The 24133-nt window shown below is 44.6% G+C and carries 24 protein-coding genes and 2 pseudogenes; 15 read left to right on the top strand and 11 right to left on the bottom strand.

The annotated features are described in order from the left end of the window. Positions 1 to 16: 16 nt before the first annotated feature. Entirely contained in the window at positions 17 to 235 is a 219-nt protein-coding gene (locus tag RDW05_RS01580; protein ID WP_021719657.1) for a hypothetical protein, read from the top strand. A gap of 227 nt (positions 236 to 462) precedes the next feature. Here RDW05_RS01580 and RDW05_RS01575 read toward each other — a convergent pair whose 3' ends face one another. After that, positions 463 to 843: a desulfoferrodoxin gene (locus RDW05_RS01575; protein ID WP_307977593.1), complete on the bottom strand. Its 381-nt coding sequence runs from the start codon at positions 841 to 843 to the stop codon at positions 463 to 465. Positions 844 to 1125: 282 nt separating this feature from the next. Here RDW05_RS01575 and rlmD point away from each other — a divergent pair, with 282 nt between their 5' ends. The 3 genes from rlmD to RDW05_RS01560 all read left to right on the top strand — a co-directional run bounded on the left by rlmD (position 1126) and on the right by RDW05_RS01560 (position 6178). Beyond that, positions 1126 to 2502, top strand: coding sequence for a 23S rRNA (uracil(1939)-C(5))-methyltransferase RlmD (rlmD, locus tag RDW05_RS01570; protein ID WP_307977592.1), 1377 nt, complete (start codon positions 1126 to 1128; stop codon positions 2500 to 2502). Positions 2503 to 2872: 370 nt separating this feature from the next. After that, positions 2873 to 3811, top strand: a complete 939-nt coding sequence (locus RDW05_RS01565; protein WP_307977591.1) for a Fic family protein — start codon at positions 2873 to 2875, stop codon at positions 3809 to 3811. A gap of 684 nt (positions 3812 to 4495) precedes the next feature. Continuing rightward, complete coding sequence (locus RDW05_RS01560; RefSeq protein ID WP_293823383.1) at positions 4496 to 6178, top strand: AIPR family protein; 1683 nt, start codon at positions 4496 to 4498, stop codon at positions 6176 to 6178. Between the two features lie 589 nt (positions 6179 to 6767). Here the strand turns inward: RDW05_RS01560 and RDW05_RS01555 are convergent. Further along, positions 6768 to 7097, bottom strand: a complete 330-nt coding sequence (locus tag RDW05_RS01555; RefSeq protein WP_307977590.1) for a helix-turn-helix domain-containing protein — start codon at positions 7095 to 7097, stop codon at positions 6768 to 6770. Between the two features lie 208 nt (positions 7098 to 7305). Between RDW05_RS01555 and RDW05_RS01550 the strand changes: the two genes are divergently transcribed. From RDW05_RS01550 to RDW05_RS01535, 4 genes are all read left to right on the top strand, one after another. Then, on the top strand, positions 7306 to 7701 hold the full coding sequence (locus RDW05_RS01550) for a pyridoxamine 5'-phosphate oxidase family protein (protein WP_293823385.1): 396 nt from the start codon (positions 7306 to 7308) through the stop codon (positions 7699 to 7701). Positions 7702 to 7825: 124 nt separating this feature from the next. Next, entirely contained in the window at positions 7826 to 8434 is a 609-nt protein-coding gene (locus RDW05_RS01545) for a 4Fe-4S binding protein (protein ID WP_307977589.1), read from the top strand. Between the two features lie 2 nt (positions 8435 to 8436). Continuing rightward, on the top strand, positions 8437 to 9246 hold the full coding sequence (locus RDW05_RS01540) for a protein-ADP-ribose hydrolase (RefSeq protein ID WP_307977588.1): 810 nt from the start codon (positions 8437 to 8439) through the stop codon (positions 9244 to 9246). Continuing rightward, the gene (locus RDW05_RS01535) at positions 9161 to 10045 is read left to right on the top strand and encodes an NAD-dependent deacetylase (protein ID WP_374110998.1); all 885 of its coding nucleotides are present in this window, start codon (positions 9161 to 9163) and stop codon (positions 10043 to 10045) included. The genes RDW05_RS01540 and RDW05_RS01535 overlap by 86 nt, the downstream gene beginning before the upstream one ends. Before the next feature lie 214 nt (positions 10046 to 10259). Here RDW05_RS01535 and RDW05_RS01530 read toward each other — a convergent pair whose 3' ends face one another. Then, a complete protein-coding gene (locus tag RDW05_RS01530) occupies positions 10260 to 10931 on the bottom strand; it encodes a Crp/Fnr family transcriptional regulator (RefSeq protein ID WP_307977586.1) in 672 nt (223 codons plus the stop codon). A 309-nt stretch (positions 10932 to 11240) separates the two neighbouring features. On the opposite strand from RDW05_RS01530, the gene RDW05_RS01525 reads away from it, so the two are divergent. The 4 genes from RDW05_RS01525 to RDW05_RS01510 all read left to right on the top strand — a co-directional run bounded on the left by RDW05_RS01525 (position 11241) and on the right by RDW05_RS01510 (position 13635). Then, the gene (locus RDW05_RS01525; RefSeq protein WP_307977585.1) at positions 11241 to 11657 is read left to right on the top strand and encodes a TIGR04076 family protein; all 417 of its coding nucleotides are present in this window, start codon (positions 11241 to 11243) and stop codon (positions 11655 to 11657) included. Between the two features lie 302 nt (positions 11658 to 11959). Then, on the top strand, positions 11960 to 12433 hold the full coding sequence (locus tag RDW05_RS01520; RefSeq protein WP_307977584.1) for a hypothetical protein: 474 nt from the start codon (positions 11960 to 11962) through the stop codon (positions 12431 to 12433). A 24-nt stretch (positions 12434 to 12457) separates the two neighbouring features. After that, positions 12458 to 13282, top strand: coding sequence for a N4-gp56 family major capsid protein (locus RDW05_RS01515; protein ID WP_307977583.1), 825 nt, complete (start codon positions 12458 to 12460; stop codon positions 13280 to 13282). Beyond that, on the top strand, positions 13282 to 13635 hold the full coding sequence (locus tag RDW05_RS01510) for a hypothetical protein (RefSeq protein WP_307977582.1): 354 nt from the start codon (positions 13282 to 13284) through the stop codon (positions 13633 to 13635). The genes RDW05_RS01515 and RDW05_RS01510 overlap by 1 nt, the downstream gene beginning before the upstream one ends. A 610-nt stretch (positions 13636 to 14245) precedes the next feature. Here RDW05_RS01510 and RDW05_RS01505 read toward each other — a convergent pair. The 7 genes and pseudogenes from RDW05_RS01505 to RDW05_RS01475 all read right to left on the bottom strand — a co-directional run bounded on the left by RDW05_RS01505 (position 14246) and on the right by RDW05_RS01475 (position 19733). Then, positions 14246 to 15754, bottom strand: a pseudogene (locus RDW05_RS01505) (recombinase family protein). Between the two features lie 89 nt (positions 15755 to 15843). Beyond that, positions 15844 to 16020 carry a hypothetical protein gene (locus RDW05_RS01500; RefSeq protein WP_165483719.1) on the bottom strand — a complete coding sequence of 59 codons (177 nt, stop codon included), beginning with the start codon at positions 16018 to 16020 and terminating at the stop codon, positions 15844 to 15846. Between the two features lie 133 nt (positions 16021 to 16153). Next, on the bottom strand, positions 16154 to 16423 hold the full coding sequence (locus RDW05_RS01495; protein WP_307977581.1) for a hypothetical protein: 270 nt from the start codon (positions 16421 to 16423) through the stop codon (positions 16154 to 16156). 441 nt (positions 16424 to 16864) lie between these two features. Beyond that, positions 16865 to 17287, bottom strand: coding sequence for a sigma factor-like helix-turn-helix DNA-binding protein (locus RDW05_RS01490; RefSeq protein ID WP_307977580.1), 423 nt, complete (start codon positions 17285 to 17287; stop codon positions 16865 to 16867). A gap of 480 nt (positions 17288 to 17767) precedes the next feature. Then, on the bottom strand, positions 17768 to 18481 hold the full coding sequence (locus RDW05_RS01485) for a DNA alkylation repair protein (protein ID WP_307977579.1): 714 nt from the start codon (positions 18479 to 18481) through the stop codon (positions 17768 to 17770). Beyond that, positions 18474 to 18878, bottom strand: a pseudogene (locus RDW05_RS11640) (SRPBCC family protein). The gene RDW05_RS01485 and the pseudogene RDW05_RS11640 overlap by 8 nt, the downstream one beginning before the upstream one ends. Positions 18879 to 18881: 3 nt before the next feature. Then, positions 18882 to 19733, bottom strand: a complete 852-nt coding sequence (locus RDW05_RS01475) for a GyrI-like domain-containing protein (RefSeq protein ID WP_307977577.1) — start codon at positions 19731 to 19733, stop codon at positions 18882 to 18884. Positions 19734 to 19948: 215 nt separating this feature from the next. Here RDW05_RS01475 and RDW05_RS01470 point away from each other — a divergent pair, with 215 nt between their 5' ends. After that, the gene (locus tag RDW05_RS01470; protein WP_181967578.1) at positions 19949 to 20314 is read left to right on the top strand and encodes a helix-turn-helix transcriptional regulator; all 366 of its coding nucleotides are present in this window, start codon (positions 19949 to 19951) and stop codon (positions 20312 to 20314) included. A gap of 169 nt (positions 20315 to 20483) precedes the next feature. On the opposite strand, the gene RDW05_RS01465 is transcribed toward RDW05_RS01470, so the two are convergent. After that, the gene (locus RDW05_RS01465; RefSeq protein WP_307977576.1) at positions 20484 to 21899 is read right to left on the bottom strand and encodes a relaxase/mobilization nuclease domain-containing protein; all 1416 of its coding nucleotides are present in this window, start codon (positions 21897 to 21899) and stop codon (positions 20484 to 20486) included. 165 nt (positions 21900 to 22064) lie between these two features. On the opposite strand from RDW05_RS01465, the gene RDW05_RS01460 reads away from it, so the two are divergent. After that, positions 22065 to 22604 (top strand): ATP-binding protein, encoded by a 540-nt coding sequence (locus tag RDW05_RS01460; protein ID WP_307977575.1) that lies wholly within the window; start codon positions 22065 to 22067, stop codon positions 22602 to 22604. After that, the gene (locus RDW05_RS01455; protein WP_307977574.1) at positions 22601 to 24121 is read left to right on the top strand and encodes a hypothetical protein; all 1521 of its coding nucleotides are present in this window, start codon (positions 22601 to 22603) and stop codon (positions 24119 to 24121) included. Before RDW05_RS01460 ends, RDW05_RS01455 begins: the two co-directional genes overlap by 4 nt. The last annotated feature ends 12 nt before the right edge of the window (positions 24122 to 24133 follow it).

The raw sequence follows: 24133 nt of genomic DNA, 5'->3' as shown, positions 1-24133 counted from the left end.
TAAGGAGATTAGTCTAATGGAACAATTTAATGCAGAAGCAAAAGCACTTGTAGAAATGCAGAACGAATACGTTTTGCTCACCGGCAAAAACCCCAGCGAAATGTGCCACGATGATTTCATCCGCGCAGAAGAGCTGAACGTACAGATTAAGGACGCAACCAAGGTTATGGCTGCGCTGGCAATCGAATTTGCCGGCTACAAAAAAGACGAAAAGGGCCTGTGGGTAGAAAAATAATTCTCCCGCTGTGCTTTTTAACAGCCTTTGGGGCTTAAGACCATAAGCCTCGCGTGATTGTTTTTGTAATTTAACCGGTCTCGGATATGCTATTACGTATAGCTGTCTGAGGCCGGTTTTATTTTTAGCTTTTTGAGTAATAAAAAAGTATCGGAGCCCCTGACCGTTATCGGTCGGGACTCCGACACTGAGAAAAGAAGTGTTTTATGAATGTAAGGCGACAGATGTTACAGCTTTGCCGTCCACAATCCGTGCAGGTTGCAATAAGCATAAGCGGCGAGCGGAGCTGCATCACCGGCAAGAGCGAAAACAGCCTCCGGCTTGTCACCGGGCTTTAAGATATAGCGCTGACCGCCATGAGTTGTCTGCAGATAAATCCATTGGATGTAGTGCTTTTCAATCATGGGATGCTCCACGCTGCCTACAGTTACACGCACCGTGCTGCCGTCAACTGTGATAACCGGCACATGCTTTTCCTGCGCTGCGTCCTCGGTGTTGGCAACAAGCTCCTGCATCGGCTTACCGCAGCAGACAAGCTCACCGCCGCCGTCCTGAATCAGGCCGACGATATTACCGCAAATACTGCATTTCAAAAATTTTACTGCCATTGTGCATCGCTCCTTTCGCAAAATAAAACCTTTATAGACCCGGAAACTCAATGTCCCTAACTTAATTATAGCTTATGTTATATGCAAAGTATATAGCTTTGCGAAAAATGTTGCACACTTATCACAATTACAGGAAAAGGAAAAATACAGTGTTGGGAGACGTAAGCCGGTTGTTGCGTCTGTATAAAGCATTATCTTGCCGCGCTGCTGTTCCTTTGCAGGCCATGTTTGTGATATAATTATAGATATATATAATAAACGGTAAAGGTTGGGTGGATTTGTATGAAGCAGATAATTCCTGTAAAACAGGGTGATAATATTACATTAACGATTAATGGTCTCGGCAGCAGCGGCGAGGGCGTAGGCAAGTACGAGGGCTTTACGGTTTTCGTTAAGGGCGCGCTGCCGGAGGAAGAGGTACGCGTAACTATTACGCTGGTGAAGAAAAGCTACGCTGTAGGTGCGCTGGAGGAGATTGTCAAAGCATCTGCCGAGCGTGTGGAGCCTGCGTGCCCGGTGTATAAGGAATGCGGCGGCTGCCAGCTGCAGCATTTGAGCTACAAGGGACAGCTGGCGTGCAAGCGTCAGCAGGTGCAGGATGCACTCACCCGCATCGGACATCTGGACTTAGAGGCATTGCCGGTGTTGGGGGCGGCGGAGCCGTGGAGCTACCGCAACAAGATGCAGTTCCCGGCGGCAGCGGACGCCGAAGGCGTGCTGCAGATAGGCTGTTATGCGACGGCAACACACAGCGTTGTAGATACGGATGCCTGCATGATTTCCAAGGAAGCGAACAATGCGATTATGAAAACGGTACGCACCTGGATGCAGCATTATAACATCAGCGCTTATGACGAAAAGACAGGCAAGGGACTCGTGCGCCATATTATGGGACGCGTGGGCGTGCACAGCGGCGAGGTGATGGCGGTTATCATTACCTCCGGCTATGACATTCCGCATCGCGGCGTGCTGATTGAATGGCTGAAGCGTCATGTTCCGGGACTGGTGAGCGTGGTGCAGAACATCAACAAAAAACAGACGAACGTGGTCATGGGCAGCAAAACACGCGTGCTGTACGGAGCGGAATCGATTAAGGATAGCTTGGGCAGTCTGAGCTTTCATATTTCCGCGCAGGCCTTCTTTCAGGTGAACAGCGAGCAGGCCGAAAAGCTGTATAATAAGGCGCTGGAGTTTGCGGCGCTGAGCGGTAAGGAAACCGTGGTGGACGTTTACTGTGGTACCGGTACGATTTCCCTGTATCTGGCGCGCCATGCCAAGCAGGTTTATGGCATCGAGATTGTGGCGCCTGCGATTGAAAATGCCAAGAAAAATGCCGAAGAGAATAAATGCGCTAATGCGGAATTTATCTGCGGTGATGCGGCGATAGAGCTGCCAAAGCTGTTGGCCGGCGGTGTGCGTCCGGACGTGGTTGTGGTAGATCCTCCGCGTGCAGGCTGCGAACAGAAGGTGCTGGCGGCGATTGCTGAGGTGCAGCCTGAGCGCGTTGTGTATGTGTCCTGCAATCCGGCATCCTTGGCGCGTGATTTGGCGTTTATGGAGCAGCACGGGTATAAGGCGATTGTGGCACAGCCGGTGGATATGTTCCCGATGACGAGCCATGTTGAGTCAGTAGTATTGATGACTAAGGTACAGAAGTAAATATAAAAAAGGCTTAAAATAAAGCATTTTCGGGTATTCGATAACTTCATGCGAGTTGTACGGATGCCCGATTTTTACTTTGTAGGAACATAACAAGTGCAGAAATCAGAGGTTTGAGTTGACAGATGGCAATGTAGTCCATTACGGATACATTGAGAAATTCATCGAGTCCCTAGGTGAGAAATATAACATCCGTGAAATTGCCTATGACCGTTGGAATGCTGTGCAGATGGTACAAATTCCTGTGCATATTGAATTGGGGAACATTTCAATGCGATTTGTTAAGAAAATGTTCCCTAATTCATATTGAATGTTAGGGAGCATTATGCTATTATAATTATACGATTTGTTCCCCAAAGGAGGAAATGCTATGGCAGTACAATATCAAGATATACAGGAATTACTAAGAAGTCGAGCCGACCTTCATGTAAGACTGAATCTGATGCCTTATGATGGGACACCTGAAATCAAAGAGCGTGGAGATGGAAAATATCTCTATGTCAGAAAGCGTGTGGCAGGTAAACAGACATCGACTTATGTAGGCATATATACAGAAGAATTATATAATCTGCTTCTTCGTAACGCGAGAGAAGCCAGAGAAATCAGAAAAGAACTTCGTGGTATAGAAAAGCAACTTGCTGCCGCCGGATATTCGGAAGATGAACTTTCTGCTGATGTGATAAACAATATTGCATTTGCACGAGCAAATATGAAAATGAATATCTATGATCAGGCTGTTTTGGAGGGTGTTGCTACATCATTCCCACAGACAGAAGAAATCATAGAAAACGGAAAAGTATCTGGTATGACAGCTACTGATGTTCAAAAGATTTTGAACTTAAAACACGCATGGGAGTTTATCCTCGACCGTGATGTGGTTGCCAGTCTTTCCGACTACTATATGCTCAGTCACATTGCAAGGCTTGTTAATGAAGGTTTCTTTGCCGAGGGTGGCCGTATTCGTGGCGTGCCAGTCACGATTGGTGGTTCATCCTATGTTCCGCCGTTGCCTAATGAGTTGGAAGTAAAAGACAGGATCCGCGAGATTGCCGAAGAAAATAATGAGGCTATCAATGTTGCTATCAAACTGTGTTTGTATTGTATGAAAACACAAATATTCCTGGATGGTAATAAACGAGCATCTGTAATTTTCGCAAATCATTATCTGATTGCACACGGTGGCGGTTTTCTGGTAATTCCCGAAAAGGAAGTGCCGCAGTTCAAGCAGTTGCTTGTAAAATATTATGAGGGTGAAGATATTTCTGTTATCGCCACTTTCTTGAAAGAACGCTGTTGGAAAACAATGTAAATCAAATAAGAATCCTATCTTGGGGAGCATACTCTGTTATTTGTGATGAAATTTGCTCCCCATATTAGGCGGATTGAAAGAGGGTTTAATGCCTGTCACACCACACATTCTTATGACGCAAGGAAGATGTAGTGAAGATGCCGATAAGTATTTTCTTTCACATATTTCAGATGATGCGGTAATGAAATAATTAGAACCAATGCTAATGAGTTTGTAATTCATTTTGACACGGTTCAGTCAAGTGAAAGCACGTATATATATTCCCGCAAACGGCTCAAACACGAAAAAGGCTATGGAATTGTTCCCATAAACGGCAAAACAGCCAAGAAATTCAGCCTATCGTATCGTTTCATGTGGAAACTGTATGTTTATTGTCAAGAAAAGATAAATAAAAGCTGAAAAGTGGCGTATTTCTGGGCTTTTTATAAGGTTGGTATCATCGTAAGAAGCCTTGCGAAAAGCTCGGTTTTATTATATGGAAACATATCTACTTTTCGGTTTGGCTGGAGAAAAATTAGTAACCGGAGAATAGCGGTAGGGTTTAGGCTGTGGATTAGATGTCAGAGATTGTGGCACTAGAATTGTTGTCAGAGCCGACCGCAGTTTAAGCCACTCGATACTAAGGAGCAGACTTGACAGTGGAATAGATGACAGAAAAATTACTGTATAAGTGGAGGATAAAAGATGAGTAAGAATGCACAAATATTGTTAGAAAATTTAATTGAACAGGAATTTCAAAACAATGATAACTATAGCAGCATATCAGATTATTTTGAATTCTTTTCAGCTAGTCAAATATTGAAAAATCAAGGATTAAGTGACGATGAAGTAGATAATGGTATCGTGGGAAAAGGATTGGATGGAGGATGCGATTCGATTTATTTGTTTTTGAATAATTTACTTATTACTCCAGATGTTGTTGAGCATATATCTGCTCCAAAAGATTCTATTCTGGAAATGATAATTATCCAGTCAAAAAAAACTACTTCGTTTGGAGAAGATGCTGTGATGAAGTGGAAAACTATCTCCGGCAATCTTCTGGATTTATCCAAAACTATAACCGCTTTTACGACAAGATATAACACTGATGTTTTGGAAGCGTTTACTACGTTTAGAAATACATATACACGTTTGATAACTAGTAGGGTAAAATTGAAATTCAGATTTTATTACGCAACATTAGCCTCCGAATTACATCCTAATGTAATTCAGCAGGCAGAAGAATTGAAAGATAATATAAGAGGATTATTCCCGAATGCAGTTGTAGATGTAACATTTGTTGATTCTGATACTCTGTTTGATATGTACAATGCGGTGATAGAAAACAGGGTAAATCTTAGGTTTGCGGATATCCCAATTTCGCCAAATCAAAAAAATTATGTTGCATTGGTTGATTTGAAAAGTTATTTTAATTTTATAGTAGATAATGAAGGTAATGTGAGAAAGAGTTTTTTCGATTCTAATGTGCGTGATTATCAAGGAAAAAATAATGTAAATAGTAGTATATCTGAAACCCTGCATAGAACTGATAATAATGATTTTTGGTGGTTGAATAATGGAGTTACAGTACTGGCATCAGAAGCTACATTGGTAAATAACAGAGAGCTACAAATCGTTAATCCTGAAATTGTTAATGGATTGCAAACGTCAATGGAGATATATAATTATTTTTCCGAAAATAGAGAAGCATTAGAGTCTGAAAAACGTTCCGTATTGCTAAGAATAATTGTTCCTGATAATGAAGAATCAAGAGATCAAATTATTTTTGCAACAAATAATCAGACCAATATTCCAAAAGCAACCTTACGGGTTACTGATCCTATACATCTTCAAATTGAAATGTATTTTAAGAGTAGAGGATTATTTTACGATAGAAGAAAAAATTACTATAAAAATCAAGGACGTAAGCCAGCAGAGATGGTTGGTGTATCTTTTCTTGCACAGTGCCTAATAACGATTTTCTTGAAAAAGCCAGATTATGCAAGAGCAAGGCCATCAACATTGCTGAATGATGAAAAAACATATAACGAGTTATACAAGAAGAATAATGATTTAGAGGTATTTTATAGGGTTGCTGTGCTCGGCAAAAAAATCCAGAAAAATGTAAGAAGCGTTTCTGATTATTCCCCGGCAGAAAAAAGCGATATTTTATATTATGTGCTATATGCGGTTATTGCAGATGTATTGAATAAGAAAAATATTACTCCGTCTGATATTAAGGACTTGGATATGGACTCTGTAACGGATGCAATAATTGAAAATATTAGAAATAGAGTATATGAAATATATAAGCAGCACGGAGGAAATGGACGTGTGGCTAAAAGTGCAGAATTTATACAGTATATAGATAATATGTTAAACGAATAAAATCAAATAACCATCCCGGACATCACGGTCAGGATGGGTTCGTGCGTCTATAGAGTTATGCACCCACATCAATGCTGACGGTCATATGCGTCGGTAATATCTTTGCCGGCGATGAGGGCGAAGCGATTCTGAAAGAGGGTTTGGTTGACATGATTGCCGTTGGACGGGGATTTCTGCTAGTCCCGGCGTGAGCAAGAAAAGCACTCGCAGGAGAAACGCCCAATCAATGTCTGCGCTGCAAAAGCTTATGTGGTATATGGATGGAGCGCTATGCCCTGCAGGAAAATTGTAAGGAACATATTTCTGTTTGCAGATCCTTGTTGTTTTATATAAGTTAATATCAACAATTCAAGTAAATGGCCTTAGTTAGATGGAACTTGAAAATAACTAATGTAGTAAATAAATCTATCGTATGCGCTCAAGCCATGTGGAGTGCGTTATCCTGCTCACTAGGAGCTGAGCGACGCGGTGAGCAGCTGGTGCGCACCATGTGATAGCCGTCCAAGAATGCGCATTGAAACATTTTGGAATGATTTGACTTCAACATAAGGAAAACCCGAAGCAGCACGGTATACTGCTTCGGGTTTTTTTACTGTTTGGCCTTATATGCTTCACCCCATGCCCACATGGAGTCCAGAATGGGTTTCAGGCTTTTACCAAGCTCTGTCAGCGAATACTCCACTCTCGGCGGTACTTCTGCGTAAACCTCACGGTGAATAAGCCCATTTTCCTCCATTGCCCGGAGTTGGGCGGTCAAGACCTTCTGAGACACATTGCCTACGGACTTTTTCAGTTCGCCGAACCGCTTTGTTCCCGGCATCAGGTCACGCAGGATCAGCACCTTCCACTTGTCCCCGATCAGGGTTAATGTAGTTTCAACTGGGCAGGCGGGCAAAGGCTTTGCTTTTGCTTCAATCATTTCAATCCCTCCAAAAAAAATTTTTGGAAGCGCCGAAACGCTGGAAAACCCAGTGACGGCGCAATCGTTTCTTTCTGGTAACTACCTGTTAGTTTCTATTTGGTAACTACGGCACAATATTGTGCTTACTTTACAAATTGGGGCTACGGTATTATTATAACGCCAGAGGCAAACGAAAGCAAGCCCAATCACCAAGGAGGTAACTACTATGAACAAAGTCGTTGAATTTCTGAATGCCAACCCTGTGCAGTATCTTGCTACCGTCGGTCGTGACGGAAAAGCCAAGTGCCGTCCATTCATGTTCTGTTTCGAGCAGGATGGCAAGCTCTGGTTCTGCACTAACAACACCAAGGATGTCTATCAGGATATGCAGGCCAACCCCTATGTGGAAGTGTCCGTCTCCAGCCCCAGCTACGCCTGGATTCGGCTGCATGGCAAGGCGGTGTTTGAGAACAATATGGAAGTTAAGGAAGGCTGCATGAACAATCCGATTGTCAAGGGCCAGTACCAGACTGCCGACAATCCTATCTTTGAGGTGTTCTATCTGGCGGATGCCCACGGCGTGATCGCCGACTTCTCCGGCAACCCTCCCTACGAGTTCTAAGGAAATAGGACAAATCCTGTGGGGCTGTTTCAAATCCAAGCATATCCTCAAGATAGGAGCATTATGAACCGCACCATGCTTACCTATAAACAGCTCACGCCGGTTCTGAAAGGATGTTGATGTTATGACAAAGCAAGATTACTTAAAACTGCTGGTGGAAAATATCCATTCCACTATCATTGCCACTATCGGAGCAGACGGGCATCCGCAGACTCGTGTAATCGACATGATGCTGTATGACAAGCAGGGCGTGTATTTTCTTACTGCAAGGGGCAAGGCATTCTATGCCCAGCTCATGGAGCAAGGATACATCGCTCTGTCTGCCACCAAGGACAAAACCTCGATTTCCCTGCGGGGTAAGATTAAAAACATCGGCAGCGAGAAGCTGGATGAGATTTTCAAGAAAAACACTTATATGCAGTCCATCTATCCTGGTGATACCCGCAGTGCGTTAGAGGTGTTCTGCCTGTACGAAGTGGACGGCGAGTATTTTGACATTAGCGATCCGGCGCACATCGTTCGGGACAGCTTCACCATTGGCAAAGCGGCACACGAAGCACCGGGTTACTATGTGGGCGAAGGCTGCATCGGCTGCAAGCTGTGCTATGCCCTCTGCCCGCAGAAGTGCATCGACATCACAAAGAAACCGGTGGTTATTGACCAGCACCATTGCTTGCACTGCGGGCGATGTGAGGAAACCTGCCCTAAGCAGGTTATCGAAAAGAGGGTTTGACTATGAACTGGAGCGAAAAAAGGCTGTTTCTCATACAATCTCTGCTGAACGAACGCCCCTTCTGCCAGAAGCAGATGATTCCGACCGACTCGGAACGGCAGAAGATTTTACTGCGCGGTCTGATGAATGTCCGCAGAGCTTATCCGATTGGTGCGGAGTTCCTGCAGGTGCAGGACGCCTATCTGCAAGACGAAACCGCAGCAAAGGGTATCACCGATGCTGCAGACTTGACACCAGTGCAGCCAGAGCTGTATCTCTGGCAGGGTGATATTACCACTCTCAAGTGCGATGCCATCGTCAATGCGGCAAACTCCGGCATGACCGGCTGCTATATTCCGAACCACCGCTGCATCGACAACGCCATTCACACCTATGCGGGTGTAGAGCTGCGCCTAGCCTGCGCGGAACTGATGGAACAGCAGGGCTATCCTGAACCCACCGGTCAAGCAAAAATCACGCCTGCGTTCAATCTGCCCTGCCGCTATGTGCTGCATACGGTCGGTCCGCTCATCAGCGGTCGAGTAACTAAAGAGGACAAAGAACGGTTGGCTTCCTGCTATCGCTCCTGTCTGGAGCTGGCGGCAGAGAATGGCTTGGAAAGCGTAGCGTTTTGCTGCATTTCCACAGGGGAGTTTCATTTTCCAAACGATCTGGCGGCAGAAATTGCAGTCCGGACGGTCAAAGAATTTATCAAAAAGCAAACCAGTGTCAAGAAGGTGATCTTCAATGTTTTCAAGGATTTGGACAAAGCCATCTACGAAAAGCTGCTCCGAGCAGATTCAGCGGCTGAAAGCTGTATTGCAGGACTGTGACGTCGTGGTTATCGGTGCCGGAGCCGGTCTTTCTGCCTCTGCCGGATTTGTTTACACCGGCGAACGGTTGGAAAAATACTTTTCCGACTTTGCGGCAAAGTACGGTATCCAAGATATGTATTCCGGCGGCTTTTATCCGTTTGCCACGCCGGAGGAGCATTGGGCGTATTGGAGCCGATACATCTACATCAACCGCTATATGGATGCCCCCAAACCGGTCTACGATGACCTTTTGAAGCTGGTGCAGGACAAAGATTATTTTGTCATCACCACGAACGTTGACCACTGCTTTCAGAAGGCTGGATTCGACAAGAAGCGGCTGTTTTACACGCAGGGCGATTATGGCCTGTTCCAGTGCAGTAAGCCGTGCTGTCAGGAAACCTTTGAGAACGAAGCCGTGATCCTCGAAATGGTCAAACGGCAGGAGGACATGAAAATCCCGACAGAGCTACTGCCAGTCTGCCTATACTGCGGAAAGCCGATGACCATGAACCTGCGGTCAGACAATAAGTTTATTGAGGATGAAGGCTGGCACAGAGCAGCGGAGCGGTATAAGAATTTTCTCCGTACCCGTGAAGGCGGAAAAATCCTCTTTCTGGAGTTGGGCGTTGGCTACAACACCCCCGTCATCATCAAGTATCCCTTCTGGCAGATGACAATGAAGAATACAGGCGCTACTTACGCCTGTATCAACCAAGGTCAGGCAGTTTGCCCGCAGGGACTCAATCGGCAGGCAATCTGTATCAATGCAGATATTGGACAGGTTTTACAGAGCCTGTCCGATGCTGTAATTCAATAAAAGGAAGCAGTTCTACCACGCGCGTATCGTGTGATAGAGCTGCTTCATTTTATGTGGCTTTAGCCAGTGAAGAGCTATCGAGGTTCTTTTCAAAAAAATGAGATAGTGCTTCACAAAGAACTACCCGCTATGCAGGTGCGCATTGATTATGTGCTTCACCAGAAGCAGACGGAACAGATTCTGTTGAGTATAATAAACACGTAACCTCGAATGACTACATGGTTTCATCAGTACACAGGGATGCCAGTGTCGGAAGGTCTGTAACGGTCAATTTGCCGCGGGCGGTGGATAGAATTCCTCTGTTTCTCAAGTCGGTCAGCTCTCGCGTGATCTGCACACGGCTCATACCGAGAATATCTGCAATGTATTCCTGTGTCATCTCAATAACCGGTCCGGAATTGGATGGTTGATTCATGGTCAGCAAATACAGGAGATTGCAGAGCTTTACCTGAGAGGAATTAAACTCTTGGTGGATAGTTTCAAAGAGAAAGCGGTTGACATACATCGAATACCAGTTGACAACACTCTCAGCCAGTGATGTATTTTCTTCAAACATCGCTTTGAACTGCGGCACAGTAAACTCCAGTACCTTAATTTCAGAGAGTGCAACGGTTGTCAGAGACTGCTCAATGCGAAAGTCATTTGTGTGATATCCTGGAAAAAGCGTCCCCGGTCCATGAAAGCTGATGATTTTCCGTCTGCCGCTTTCGTGTTCAGAAAAATGAACGGAGGCACCGGATGCATAGTATTGGACACGATCATACGGCTGTCCGGGATTCCAGAGGTAATCACCTTTCTGAAATGTTCGCTCTGTATGAGGTTGGGAAAGAAAGTATTCATAAAAGATGCGGAAGTCATCTGCAAAATAATATCGTGGTTTCAACATGGAAATCACCTCGCACTCGGAAAAGTTTGAAGATATTATACCACGAGATGATGAACATTTCCATGCGAGGTTGTTAAGAACAGGAGGATGAAGGTAGTCCGCATAGGCATGGAATATCTGCATTGCTGGCAGATTAATTTATCCGTGGGGTAACGGAAAGTGGGCACACTGGTTTTCGTTTCGATGCTGTTTTTGAATGTGTGCATCCCTGCTTTAGGTTATGCTGCGGGCAATGAGCCGAAAGCGGTAAAGCGAAAAGACAGCGTCTGCTATTTAAAATAAATACGTTTTGGAAATGAGGAAAAGAGAATGCAGTATAAAGTAAAGGTCACAGTTTTGGACAAAAAATTATACCCGGAATTACAGCAGGAATACTGTGCTGTCCCGGACAGCGGGAAATGTCCTTGTTACTATGTGGGTGATGAGTTTCTGTTTTACCGCAACGATGAGAGGGACGACTTCTGGCACATGGGTGCGGGAACGCTTGTGAAATCCGGCCAACCGGATGATGGCTGTTTACAGTCACCGGGAACGATGCATTGCGGAACAAAAGGGGTTCCGTTCTGCTCTGAGGCGTGGGATGCTATCAGCCGTTACATTTATACGGCTCTGCAAGGTGGAAGCATTATGCATGGCTGGACAAAAGATGATAAGGTTATGATTGCTTGTTGCAACGATGGCACAAGGCCGGTCATCTTCAAAATAGAAAGAATGGATTGTGAATGATGCCAATGTAATTTGGGGGAATTTCAATAATCTATAAAAATCCGCTGCAATTTTCATCTTAATGTACGATGAAAGTTACAGCGGATTTTGTTTTCTGGGGGAGGGTACAATATACATGATATGTAGGTATCAGAAATAGAAATGAAACAGGTTTACGAAGCACCGGAAAAGTTGAGAACGGTGCTGACCTCATCGCTGCTATCAAGGGCGAAATTAACACCCTCAACAACGAAGCTAAGAAGCACCGCACGGCAGGAGAGCAGAGCGCGACAAAGCTGAAAAGCATCTTGGAGGCTGTTGGTTTGGACGATGGTGACGATGTGGTAGACAAAGCCAAGGGACTTAAGACTACATTAGACCAATTTGCCCAGGGCGGCAAAAAGCCTGATGAGGTCGCAAAGCAGATTACTGACTTAACCGCACAGGTTGGCAAGGTCACTAAGCAGCTGGCTGAGATGACCGAGACCGCCAAGGCTGAAAAGACCAAGCGTCTTGACGGCATGAAGATGGCTAAGGCTGTTGAACTGCTGACCAAGGGCAACGCTGCGAGCCCGCAGAACATGGCTAAGCTGCTGGAAGGCAGTATCGTTGTCAAAGACGATGAAAGCCTTGCCTATACCGGTACTGATGGTAAAGAAATCAGCCTGGAAGATGGTGTTAACGGCTGGCTGAAGGAGAACAGCTGGGCAGTTAAGGCCAACGGTGCAGGCGGTGGCGGCAGCAATGGCTGTGGCAGCGGTTCTGATGATCCGTTCCTCAGTGGCTTTAATTCTTAATGACGAAAGAGAGGATTGTTTATTATGACTATTAACTATGCAGATAAGTACAGCGCAAAAATTGACGAGCGCTTCAAGACCGGCGCGCTGACCGCTCCGGCAATTAACAACGATTATGATTTCACCGGTGTGCAGACTGTAAAGGTTTACTCTATCCCTACCGCCGGCATGAATGACTACACTTCTACCGGCGCAAACCGTTATGGTACCCCGGCAGAGCTGGAGGATTCCGTTCAGGAGCTGACCTTGACTAAGGACCGTTCCTTCACCTTCACCATCGACAAGAGCAACTATCAGGATACCGGCATGCTGAAAGAAGCTGGTGCAGCCTTACAGCGTCAGATTGATGAGGTAATTATTCCGGAGCTGGATATTTATCGTCTTGCACAAATCGCTGCAGGCGCTAAGAACAGCGCAACCGCTGCAGTCACCAAGGCCAACGCTTACAGCGCCTTCCTCGACGGCACCGAGAAGCTGACCGACGAGAAAGCGCCTTTAGGCAATCGTATTGCTTATGTGGCTGCGTCTTACTGCAAGCTGCTGAAGCAGGACGAATCCTTCATCAAGGCTTCTGACCTGGCACAAGATATGCTGGTAAAAGGTCAGGTTGGCATGGTAGACGGCATTCCTATTATCGTTGTTCCTGCATCTTATATGCCGGCGAAAACCGCGTTTATCATTACCAATCCTATCGCCTGCTGTGCTCCTGTTAAGCTGGCAGATTATAAGATTCATGACAACCCGCCCGGTATCAACGGCTGGTTGGTTGAAGGCCGTGTGCGCTATGATGCATTCGTTCTGGAAAATAAGAAAGGTGCTATCTACGTACATAAGACTGCTGCAGAATAATGAAAAGCGTAGAGATTACGCGCGAATTTGATAAGCTGGTGCGTGCTTTCGAGGCCGCACCGGTCCAAACGCGCGACATGGTACGCAGACAGGTGAAGATGGCTGTCAGAGATGTCAGGGAATATGCGCGCGATCATCATCGTTTCGTTACCCGAAGCGGTATGACTGAAAAAAGCATCATGAGCCTGGCTAAAGACAACCAAGGTACAGTTATGCTTACAAACAATATAGCGCGATGGCAGCATGAAGGTACTAAGCCCTATGTGATTGTACCACGCAGTAAAAAGGTGCTACGCTTTGCCATAAACAAGGAATTTGTCTTCAGCAAGCGTGTGCGTCACCCTGCTCACTAGGAGCTGAGCGACGCGGTGAGCAGTTGGTGCGCACTATGTGTTAGCCGTCCAGGAATGCGAGCGTGAGCGAAGTATGATTGGGGACGGCGAACCACTGAAACTGTGGTGCTGCTAAACCGCATGAATACGGCATTTTAAGGGTTTCAGAGGGGCGAAAAATGCGTGTACGTACACCATCCGTACACCAATATCTTTTGCAACTTTATAGAAGGAGCCTTGCGTAAGCTGGTAGCTTTAGGAAAGCTTAAGCGTGAGGGTTGTGGCAAAAGCACGTATTATCTGAGGATGAGGTGATTTTTTCCTTGTTACTTGTGTCTTTCCCTAAAAATAGCACTAAATTAATGGAAAGACTAATTAACCTACATCACTTTACGAGATAAAATAAAAGATTCCAGCATTTTACCCAGTTTGGGCAGTGCTGGAATCTTATTTTTATTTCCATACTTTTGCGTGTTATACGCTGAGAGTTATGCCAAGATGTATTGTCGCTTAGGATGGTTTTTGATATATGCGATTAGCTAAAACCAGTAATTCTTCATTTTCTTAAACATCGGTGTACAAGGGGTACAAACAAGATAAAATAGAAATGAGGGGCGATAGAGCAGAAATTTCAGATTTTCCACTCTATCTGAACACGGTCGCTGGTGGCCTTGATCGTAGAGATCAAACCATCGGCGGCTTTTCTTTTGTCGTCAAAATCTATGCTGTCCCAGTTGTCGAGATAATAGGATAACTTCTTTATCTGCTAGGGAGATATGATTTCAACGCTCAATTCAGCGATTGCCTTTGAAATGGTCTGGCGTCGGGTGTCCAGTTCTTCAATTTTTTTGTTAGCGTAGGCAAGCAAGGTCGCATTGGCTCCGGTCAGCGTATCAAGCAGCTTTTCAATTTCTGACTCCACCTGTGCCAGCTCCACTTGATAGGCGGTCAGTTTCGGATTGACTTTTTCCTCTCTGCCGTGGAGTATCTGAAAGTCTTTGAACTTTTCCTGCATGGCCGAGAAAATGAATTGCTCAAATTCTTCTTTGCGGATTTTCCCGCAGCCCGGACAGCCTTTGTTTTCCGTCCGTTTGGTACAGCGGAAATATCCGGTGCTGTTTGGTACATGGGTGGCTTTCAGAGCATACCCACAATGCCCGCATTTGATTTTTCCGGCCAGCCAAGTATTTTTCGGTTTCCGTCCCTGCTGGAAGGTGGGATTTGCCATAAGTTTTTTCCGGCATTTAAGCCATGTGTCAGAGGAAATGAGTGCTTCGTGGGGAGCGATAACAAGTATCTGGTCTTTTAAGCACCTGTCCTTGTCCTCCTTCACATCCCGCCCCTGATAGAGATAGCAGCCGTTTGTTTCGGCAAAGTCGGAAGCGTCATTGACAATCGCTGCGCCCTGGCTCTTGAAAAATTCGTACAGCTCCAAATCGGCCTGTGCGTAAACGGGGTTTCTTAAAAGCTGGGAAAGAAATGTACGGAACATGGATTTGCCATAAATTTTTATGTCATGTTCCTCGAAGTATCGGGTAATATCTCCGAAGGAGGTTTCCGGTTCAGCGTACATTTCAAACATCAGCCGAACATGGTCGGCGGCTACGGGGTCGGCAACCATTTTCTTTGTGCGGATACCCTCTACCACAGTAGGCTCTAACTGATAACCGTATGGTGCCTGTCCGCTCATGTGAAAGCCTTTCAGGCATCGTGAATAGTAGGCGTCTGTGACACGCTTCTGAATTGTCTCACGTTCAAGCTGGGCGAATACAATGCAGATATTCAGCATGGCCCGGCCCATCGGGGTCGAAGTATCAAACTTTTCTGTGGATGATACAAACTCCACATCATACTCTTGAAACAGCTCCATCATCGTTGCAAAGTCCAGAATAGAGCGGCTTATACGGTCCAGTTTATACACGATGACCCGCCTGACATTTCCCTTGCGGATCTCGCCCAGCAGCTTTTGAAACTCCGGCCTGTCCGTATTTTTACCGGAATAGCCTTTGTCCTTGAATACCCGGCAGCTCCCACCTTTCAATTCATACTTGCAAAAGTCGATCTGACTTTCAATGCTGATACTGTCCTTGCGGTCTACTGACTGTCTTGCGTAAATACAATCTTCTCTGATAAATTCCATATTGGGCTCCTTTCCTTGTTGGAATGGAGCTACCAACCTTACAACTATATTATACCATCAGCAGCCCCGGACAACAATGTTGCGAATGATTAGGGAAATCTGTCTCCATATTTGCGGAACACCTCATAAAGACAACGCTCAATTTCTTTTTTGCGCTGTGCTTTCTCCTTCGGGGGAAGTACCGGCGTGAGGCTTTCCAGCACAATGATCTTCCCTTGAAATGCGACAGACTTTGTTTCTCGTTCATAAGTGACAGCTTGCGTCATTGAAAACCTCCTTTGCGAAAGTGCGTGTATATGCCTGCCTTTCCCACTTGTCCCGTGGGGAAATGTCAAAAGACGGCACCCAGCAGGTGCCGCCCTTTGAGCTTTCTCCACTTCGGGTCGATGTGACCTGAGGTCAGTAAGGACTGGAATGGTACTTTTCTTTGGCGTCCTCCACGCTGTTGAGGTCAAATACTTCATAAAGCTGCCCCAAAACATGCCGTATATCTTTCTTTGAAAATCCGCAGTCCTCCATTGCCATAATGACATAACCACGGCAGGCGTCATTGCTCCATTCGTCCGGTTCCAAGCCGGGGATCATTCCAAACGCATTTCCCATAAAGTGCTCCTTTTTTGAAAAGATGGGGAGCCACGCCGGATCGGTTGGCCTATCATCAGACAGCATTGCCGGGGACTCCCCATAGGTTTTCACTTCATTTCAGACACATCGGACGGACATAGGCTTCATGCCCCATAGTATTTCAACTCTCCCCATTCTGATGGCAAGGCGTTCTCATTGCCTGCGACGGCTCACGGCTTGCAAGGCCGCTTCAACGCTCGGACTGTGACTAAACGCAAGTATCCGGGTTCTGCGCCTGTTCCGGTGGAGCCAGCCTTGCCCCACCTATGGCATGAACCTGTTCGCTCGCTCAGTTTTACAAAGACTGCATTCTCTGAAATCCGAGGTCATGGCGGGTCTGTCACACAGCGCGTTCCCCTTCGTATCCGGGTGTCTTTTTATTCAATTTTCAATCTGCATGAGGCTTGTCTGAACCTCGGGCCATTGTGACCCGAGGTGTTTTACCTCTCATAAGCCATTTCATTTTCCGGTCTAAATCGGTACGCCTTACAAAAAAATTTTCAAAATTTTTTCTAAGCGTCGCAGACCTCGCTCGATTGCAACACGAACCACTTTTTCATGGACGCCCTCTGCCCGGGCAATGTCCTGTTTGGTCATGCCGAGAATGAAATGAGCATAAATCCGTTTTGCCTGTTTGTCCGGCAGATTGGCAATCGCTGCGTGAAGTTCCTGCATGGTCACTTTCCGCTCATACAGTTCATGGGGAGATAAGGCAACAAAGACAGCTTCATGCTCCAGCCCGTCATCCCGATCAAGGGAATAGTAGGCTTTGTGGCGGTATGTACGCAGCCGGTAGGCAGCCTCTTTACAATCAAACTCTTTGAACATTTCTGCAACTTCTTCCGATACTTCCATGAAGCAATCCGATGTATAGAATGGGTAATAGTCCCGCAAATTGATAATAGCCATATTGACCTCCGTTTCGATTGTTGGTTGACGAGTGACCGAAACGAAGGCGGCGGGGAGCGGCACCGGGGAATGACTTCGGGCCAACATGACCCGAAGCAGCCCCATAAGAACACAAAAGCGCCCGGGCGGCATGAAGCCACACGAACGCATGAAGTTACATATTCATTTAAGTACCGCCTGATTTCACATTCATAACCAGAATGTCCCGGAGGGGGAGCTACGCTTTTTTTAGCTGGTGCAGGTCATGGGTACTGTGAAAAAAAGCAAAAATGGACACGGCAATACCTCCTGGACACCGCTGTATCCTTAAAAAAGGGCGACTTTAACACACCCTTCGTATTCTCATTTTTCAAAAAGAAAACGGCGGCTTGAAATATGTTATTTCAAAACCGCCGTAAGGCTACTGTATTTTGTTTTGGCGCATGAATATCCAGCCGCCGAAACAACGGTTTTTTTAATTCCGTTGCGGTGGCTACTCTTTCATCGTTCTCTACCCATTTTGGAATTAGAAGTAATTAAGCGTTTCCGTTCTTTTACTTTCACGACAGTTTCTAATTCCTTTATGACATCTTTGGCAATCCAAATTTGAACTTTGTTTCCGCTGGCTAATAAATCGTAAGCAGTCAAAAGAACTTTTTCGGCATATTCAAAGTCTGTTTTTCCTATTTCTCTTAGCGCCCATGAAACAGCTTTCTTTATATGGTCATGTTCATAACAAGAATTTTCGTATACCAATTTCAAATAGATGTCAAGAGTTTCCTTTGTCATGCTTTTATCATGTATAGTAGACGCAGCAATTAAAACAAACGAAGCCCGTTTCTTATAGATATGGTCAGCAGCTATCCAATTAAAAATAAAGTCCTCATAGTAATCTAATTTTATAATTAAATTCTTACATAAATGATCGCACAAGTCCCATGATAAAACTTCTGACATAAGTGTGTCAATTTGGTCGTAAGATAAACATTTATAATCGAATATTAGCACTGCAAGCAAACGAGCCTCGTGGTAATGGGTATTCCATAATTCAAAGGCCAATTCATTAGATTTATCCAGCTTTTTTGCAAATTTCCGCAGTGTAGATGGTGATACACCAATGCAAAATTTTTCTGGTATCCCCATTTTTATAACATTTTCTTTATATTTTTCTGAAGCCTCAGATTTTAGATAATCAATAATTTCTTTGCTATTCATAATTACCTTTCAGTTTTCTCGCCAAATCTTTAACATATCTTGCCTGTTGCTTTTTCAAATAGGCCTTAACAAATGGTTTCATTAAAACTTTTTTTGCAGTTACATCCTCAGTAAAATCAATTTCTGTTTTTTCGCCCTTTTGAGTAAAAATTCCAATTCAATGACCTTTTATATTGCTATTTTCCACGTCAAACTCCCATCGCTTGTATGGTTCAAAAAGGGTAATTGTAAATGTAGTGGCGTAGCCATTTTTTGTATATTCTATAAACTGTTTGTCACTTATAATTTCAGTTTTACTTAAATCAGTACGCCATATATAATTTTTTACATCAGTTATAACATTCCAAACTGTCTGAACATCATTTTCAAAAACAGCTTTAATATTTGATCTTGCCATAAATTACTTCTTCTCGTTTCGGATAGATAACCAGTATTCATACTCAGCATTTTCCGGATCAGCCTGTATATAGCGTTCAATATCTGGAGCATTTCCATATTCAAATCCAGAGAATGGGAGCCACTCAGTAATGACACGGCGTTCTAAGTCTTGCAAAGATACATTTGTTCCTTTCCCCGAGAAAATTGCCCATTTTGACGCAGGAATAATTAACTTCTCAAATTCAAATTTTGCTGTTTCAGATGTTGCAACTGCAATATAGTATTTCCATGTCTCATAATCCCCGCAAACACTTATCCACAGCAAATCACAAACTCCGCCTTTGTCTAAGGAATTAAGTTTTGCAAGAGTACCATCCTGTACAGTGTTATCCCAAAACTGTGGAACAGTACAAAAATTTTTTTCCAGAGATTTATCCAATAACATAGAGACACCTGCTACTTCAAAAGCAGATCGTTCCTCAATCCGATAAGTTAGTTCTTCTGTTCCTGTGATAGTCAGCTTGAAACTAATTGGAGGGTATGTTTTTAATAATGTTCCCTTTTTTCTTGCCTCAGAGGGGGTAATCCCGTGGAGACATTGAAATGCTCGGCTAAATGCCGTTGGGGAAGAATAGCCATATTTCAAAGCAACATCTATGACTCGCTCTCCTTTTTGAATATCCGCCACAGCTAACGACAATTTTCTTCTGCGTATGTATTCGGATAAAGGAACATTATTCATAAAGGCAAACATTCTCTGAAATTGATAAGTAGAGCAACAAAGCATTTTTGCCAGTTCGTCATACTCTATGGTTCCTGTCAGATGATCTTCGATATATCTAATCGCAATATTAAGCTGTTTTACCCAATCCAAATTTATTTCCTCCCTTATCATAGCGAATATAATTGCTATTTTCCTCTCAATGTTTGCACAAAAATGAGAGATGAATTGCTATAAGAAAATTATAATTCACTTATTTGGTCCGGGCAAGTCAATCTGAACGAATAGATGAAATTAAATACTACTAGATGTAAAATTTCATTACATTCTCATAATCTAACACGAAATGTAGAATGATATAGGATGATATGAGAATGAACCAAAATGAAAGAAGGTTTGACTTTCACGGCCTCGGGCTGGCACTCAAAAGAGCCAGAGAAGAAAAGGGCTGGACACAAGCCTATGTTGCGGAATTAGTAGACCGTGACTCCCGTACCATTATGAATATTGAGAACAAAGGCCAATATCCCAGCTTCGACCTTTTTGTTAAACTCATTACTATGTTTGACATTTCAGTTGACCAGTTTATTCATGCGGACGGAGGGGCGCAGACAAGTTCTTGCAGAAAACACATTGATGTGCTCCTAAACTCTATGAATGAAAAAGAGCTTGTCGTGATAGAAGCCACAGCCGAGGGAATTAAGAAAGCCAGAGAAACGGAGGTTCCAGAATAAGGGCCTCTGTTTTTTTGCGCCATTTTTGGGGCTGCCGCTAAGTGGCAAGCAATGCCTCTGTGGCCACAAGTGGCACAAAGGCGGCTTGTTGGGGATCGCCCCAAACCCGTATCTTCGGGACAACATGGCCCGAAGTGTCAGCGTCGCTTTGCTCCTTATTTTCATAACTTTAACGCTCCTTTTCCTGCTTTCGTCCCGGCCCGGTGTAGCCCATCAGAGTGTCAATGTTCGCCTTGATCGTGACGATCTCCTGCATATCCCGTCGTGCCTTCTGGTATTCTCCATAGAGCTGTTTTTTCTTTGCTGTGAGCTTGCGGCCTTCCTCCTTCAGCACATCCATTTTAGGGAGCTTCGCCCCGCCCAGCAGAGAGCGCATTTCCGCTTGTGCAGCCCGGTACAGTTCAAGGTCGGCCTCATGCTCCGCAAGGAATTTTCGGCTGTACTTCGTCGCCTTATACTGCTCAAAGACTGGACGGGTTTTGGCATACTGAACCGTTGCGGCCTTTAGCCCGGCATTGGTTTTCATGGCCTGTTCCGTCTGCTTGATCTGCTCGGAAATGGCATGAAAACGGTCTGCTGCCTCGGTGGCTTTCTGTGCCAACTGCTCATAATCGGTCAGGCCATTGTCCTGTATATAGGCGAGGGCGGCGGCCATCTGCTTGATGTTGAACACCTTCGCCCACCGCTCATAGCCCGGCCCCTTACCGGCAGCCAGCTTCGCTTGAATATCCACCGCCAGACTGATTTTCCGTTCCGAGTGCCCGGGGCGTTTTTCTTTGCCCTCAATGGCGGCCAGAACATCTTGCAAGTCGTAGCTGTCCCCCAGCGTGGAGGCACGCAGACGGGTGAAGCGTTCCTGCCCTTGCCCGGTCAGCCGGAAACTGATACCGCCGCCCCGAACCGTCTTGACCTCATACCCGGCCCGCTTCATCAAATTGAGAAATTCGTCCAGATCAGCGGGGCGTTCCGCCAGCGCAGTATCAATAGCAAGGCGCAGTCGGTCCTGATAGGAAAGCGGCCCTTTCCGGTCTTTCTGCCACTCCCCATAGTTCCGATACTTGCTCTTGCTCCGGGGCTTCGGGTTCTCCACGATGGACAGCCCGTTTTCAAGGCACAGCCTGTCAGAGAGCCGCCGAAGGGCGAAGCTGGAGCCCCAAAAATTTCGGAATTTCCGGGTGCAGTCAAGGGTGGTGGAGTTGTAATAAATGTGACAATGGATGTGCTGCTTATCGGTGTGCGTGGTAACGATAAAAGCGTGCCGCCCCTTTGTCCAGCACATAGCCAGCTCATAGCCGATACGGTTCGCCTCCTTCGGGGTGATCTCGCCCGGATAGAAGGATTGTCGTATCTGATAGCACAGCACATTATTTTCTTTCTTCTGTTCCCGGCCCGTCATAGCGGCATAGCTGGCCTTTGCCAAAAGGAACTCGTCCGCCACGGTGGCCGGATCACATTCATAAGCGGAGATATACTTTCCGCTTTCTGTTTTCTCCGGGTCCTTGCCATAGTCCAGACAATCCCGGATAGCCTCAGCAATCGTTTCGCCTTCGCCCGCATGGCGCTGTAACAAAGTTGTGGTAGCCAAAAATCATTCCTCCTTTCTATGAGAAAGGGGCGGCCCATTCAGACCGCCCCGACTTCGGGCCAACATGGCCCGAACATAAGATATTTGCCAAAAACACGATAGACTCCAACTTGATTTTGATGTAAAATATATACAATAAAGGATTGTTAAACGGGGGTTATACATATGGGGACGATATTTGTTGCCGGGACTTACGGTTTAGGGAAAAGCACATTATGTAATAAATTGTCAACTGCATTAAAAATCCCAGATTTTTCTGCCGGTGATCTCATTAGTGCGGTCAACGGTGAAACTTATGGAGCAAATAAAGTGGTTAGAGACAAAGATGCTAATCAGAATATTTTGGCCTCACAAGTCAAGCAACTTCTGAAATCGACCCCTAGTATTATTCTTGCCGGACATTTTTGCATATTTGACATAAATGGTAATGTTGATACTTTGCCGAGTAGGGTGTTCTATGATCTGGAAATAGAAACCATACTTTTGCTAGAGGCCTCGTCCTCACAAATTATAAAAAATTTGTCGATGCGAGATAAAAAAGAGTATTCCGAAAGTCAAATTTTACTTTTACAAAAAGCAGAACACGAAAAGGCACATGAGATTGCTACAAGCATAAATTGTAATCTCTATGTTCATCATATGCTTTTTGATGAAACTGATATTACGAGTTGCTTATCTTATATAGAAAGGGGCCCAAAATTATGAGAGCTTTGCTTGACACAAATATAATCATCCATAGAGAAAACAAGCGTGTTTCCAATTATAGTATTGGCCACCTTTTTCGATGGTTGGATAAGTTAAAATATGATAAAGTAATCCATCCATACTCTATATCCGAAATAAAAAAATATCGAGATCCAGAAACGCAAGAGGCTATTTCGGTAAAGCTGGAATCATATGAGGTAATCAAAACCATTAAGGAACCAGACGATTCTTTTTTAGAATTGATCGGAATTCCGGAAAAATCGCAAAATGACATGATTGATGATTGCCTATTGTTTGAAGTATATTCAAACAGAGTTGACATACTAATCACGGAGGATCGGAGACTAAGAAATAAAGCTATAAAGCTAGGTTTGAGTGACAGAGTTTTTTCAATAAATGCATTTATCAGTGCAGCGACGGCTGAAAACCCAAGTCTCATTGAATATAAAATGCTTGCCGTTGAAAAAACCTATTTCGGAAATGTTGATTTAACCGATTCTTTCTTTGACAGTTTCCGTATCGCTTATCCAGGATTTGATAAGTGGTTTGCTCGCAAGTGCGATGAAGAAGCTTACATATGTAATACGGATGCTGGAAAAGTACTGGGATTCCTCTACTTAAAAACAGAAGGTGTCGATGAGAATTACTCAGATATTGTTCCGCCCTTTAAACCGATGCGCAGATTAAAAGTAGGAACATTTAAAGTTGAATCTACCGGATTTAGGTTGGGTGAGCGTTTTGTTAAAATTATTTTTGACAATGCCTTACAACGCAATGTTGACGAAATTTATGTAACACTCTATACAGATAGAGAAGAACTGTCCGCTTTGGCTGCATTACTGAAAAGGTGGGGCTTCACTGAATATGGAGTAAAAATTGGAAACGGGAAAGAAGAACAAGTTTTAGTAAAAAGGATGAAAGATTTTGATCATAATATTTCTTTTCGCAAAAACTTTCCCAACATTCAGTATAATTGCAATAAGTATATTTTGCCGATTTTCCCACAATATCACACCACACTACTCCCGGATTCCAAACTGAACAACGAGAATAAAATTGATTTTCTCGGAAGAGAACCTCATAGGTATGCATTACAAAAGGTCTATATCTCGTGGGCTCCCGGAAATGGTGTAAAGCCCGGTGATTTAATTCTGTTTTATCGAACAGGCCCCGAAGGTTCAAATAAAAAATATACTTCGGTTGTTACAACAGTCGCTATGGTGGATGAAATTATTAGCAATATTCATTCTCAGGAGGAACTGCTTAGTATCTGTCAGAATCGAAGTGTCTTTTCTACCGAAGAATTGAAAGGCTTTTGGCGTGATCATAGGCGTAATTTAAAAGTGTTAAAATTTATATTTGTCAAAAGCCTGAGCAAAAGATTAACATTGGGCTACCTTTGGGACCATGACATTGTGTGTGCTCCAAGGGGGCCTAGATCGTTTATGAAATTGAGTGATGAACAATATAATCAGATTATGCACGATTCTGAGACGGAAATTAAGTATGTAGAATGATGAGGATTTAAT

This window comes from uncultured Phascolarctobacterium sp. (genome assembly GCF_902463975.1).
GTDB lineage: Bacteria > Bacillota > Negativicutes > Acidaminococcales > Acidaminococcaceae > Phascolarctobacterium_A.
This window is presented reverse-complemented; position numbering and strand designations above follow the sequence as displayed.

Coding starts and splice junctions, on each gene's coding strand:
- RDW05_RS01580 (WP_021719657.1), top strand. CDS start 17: ATGGAACAATTTAATGCAGAAGCAAAAGCACTTGTAGAAATGCAGAAC.
- RDW05_RS01575 (WP_307977593.1), bottom strand. CDS start 843: ATGGCAGTAAAATTTTTGAAATGCAGTATTTGCGGTAATATCGTCGGC.
- rlmD (WP_307977592.1), top strand. CDS start 1,126: ATGAAGCAGATAATTCCTGTAAAACAGGGTGATAATATTACATTAACG.
- RDW05_RS01565 (WP_307977591.1), top strand. CDS start 2,873: ATGGCAGTACAATATCAAGATATACAGGAATTACTAAGAAGTCGAGCC.
- RDW05_RS01560 (WP_293823383.1), top strand. CDS start 4,496: ATGAGTAAGAATGCACAAATATTGTTAGAAAATTTAATTGAACAGGAA.
- RDW05_RS01555 (WP_307977590.1), bottom strand. CDS start 7,097: ATGATTGAAGCAAAAGCAAAGCCTTTGCCCGCCTGCCCAGTTGAAACT.
- RDW05_RS01550 (WP_293823385.1), top strand. CDS start 7,306: ATGAACAAAGTCGTTGAATTTCTGAATGCCAACCCTGTGCAGTATCTT.
- RDW05_RS01545 (WP_307977589.1), top strand. CDS start 7,826: ATGACAAAGCAAGATTACTTAAAACTGCTGGTGGAAAATATCCATTCC.
- RDW05_RS01540 (WP_307977588.1), top strand. CDS start 8,437: ATGAACTGGAGCGAAAAAAGGCTGTTTCTCATACAATCTCTGCTGAAC.
- RDW05_RS01535 (WP_374110998.1), top strand. CDS start 9,161: ATGTTTTCAAGGATTTGGACAAAGCCATCTACGAAAAGCTGCTCCGAG.
- RDW05_RS01530 (WP_307977586.1), bottom strand. CDS start 10,931: ATGTTGAAACCACGATATTATTTTGCAGATGACTTCCGCATCTTTTAT.
- RDW05_RS01525 (WP_307977585.1), top strand. CDS start 11,241: ATGCAGTATAAAGTAAAGGTCACAGTTTTGGACAAAAAATTATACCCG.
- RDW05_RS01515 (WP_307977583.1), top strand. CDS start 12,458: ATGACTATTAACTATGCAGATAAGTACAGCGCAAAAATTGACGAGCGC.
- RDW05_RS01510 (WP_307977582.1), top strand. CDS start 13,282: ATGAAAAGCGTAGAGATTACGCGCGAATTTGATAAGCTGGTGCGTGCT.
- RDW05_RS01500 (WP_165483719.1), bottom strand. CDS start 16,020: ATGACGCAAGCTGTCACTTATGAACGAGAAACAAAGTCTGTCGCATTT.
- RDW05_RS01495 (WP_307977581.1), bottom strand. CDS start 16,423: ATGCTGTCTGATGATAGGCCAACCGATCCGGCGTGGCTCCCCATCTTT.
- RDW05_RS01490 (WP_307977580.1), bottom strand. CDS start 17,287: ATGGCTATTATCAATTTGCGGGACTATTACCCATTCTATACATCGGAT.
- RDW05_RS01485 (WP_307977579.1), bottom strand. CDS start 18,481: ATGAATAGCAAAGAAATTATTGATTATCTAAAATCTGAGGCTTCAGAA.
- RDW05_RS01470 (WP_181967578.1), top strand. CDS start 19,949: ATGAGAATGAACCAAAATGAAAGAAGGTTTGACTTTCACGGCCTCGGG.
- RDW05_RS01460 (WP_307977575.1), top strand. CDS start 22,065: ATGGGGACGATATTTGTTGCCGGGACTTACGGTTTAGGGAAAAGCACA.
- RDW05_RS01455 (WP_307977574.1), top strand. CDS start 22,601: ATGAGAGCTTTGCTTGACACAAATATAATCATCCATAGAGAAAACAAG.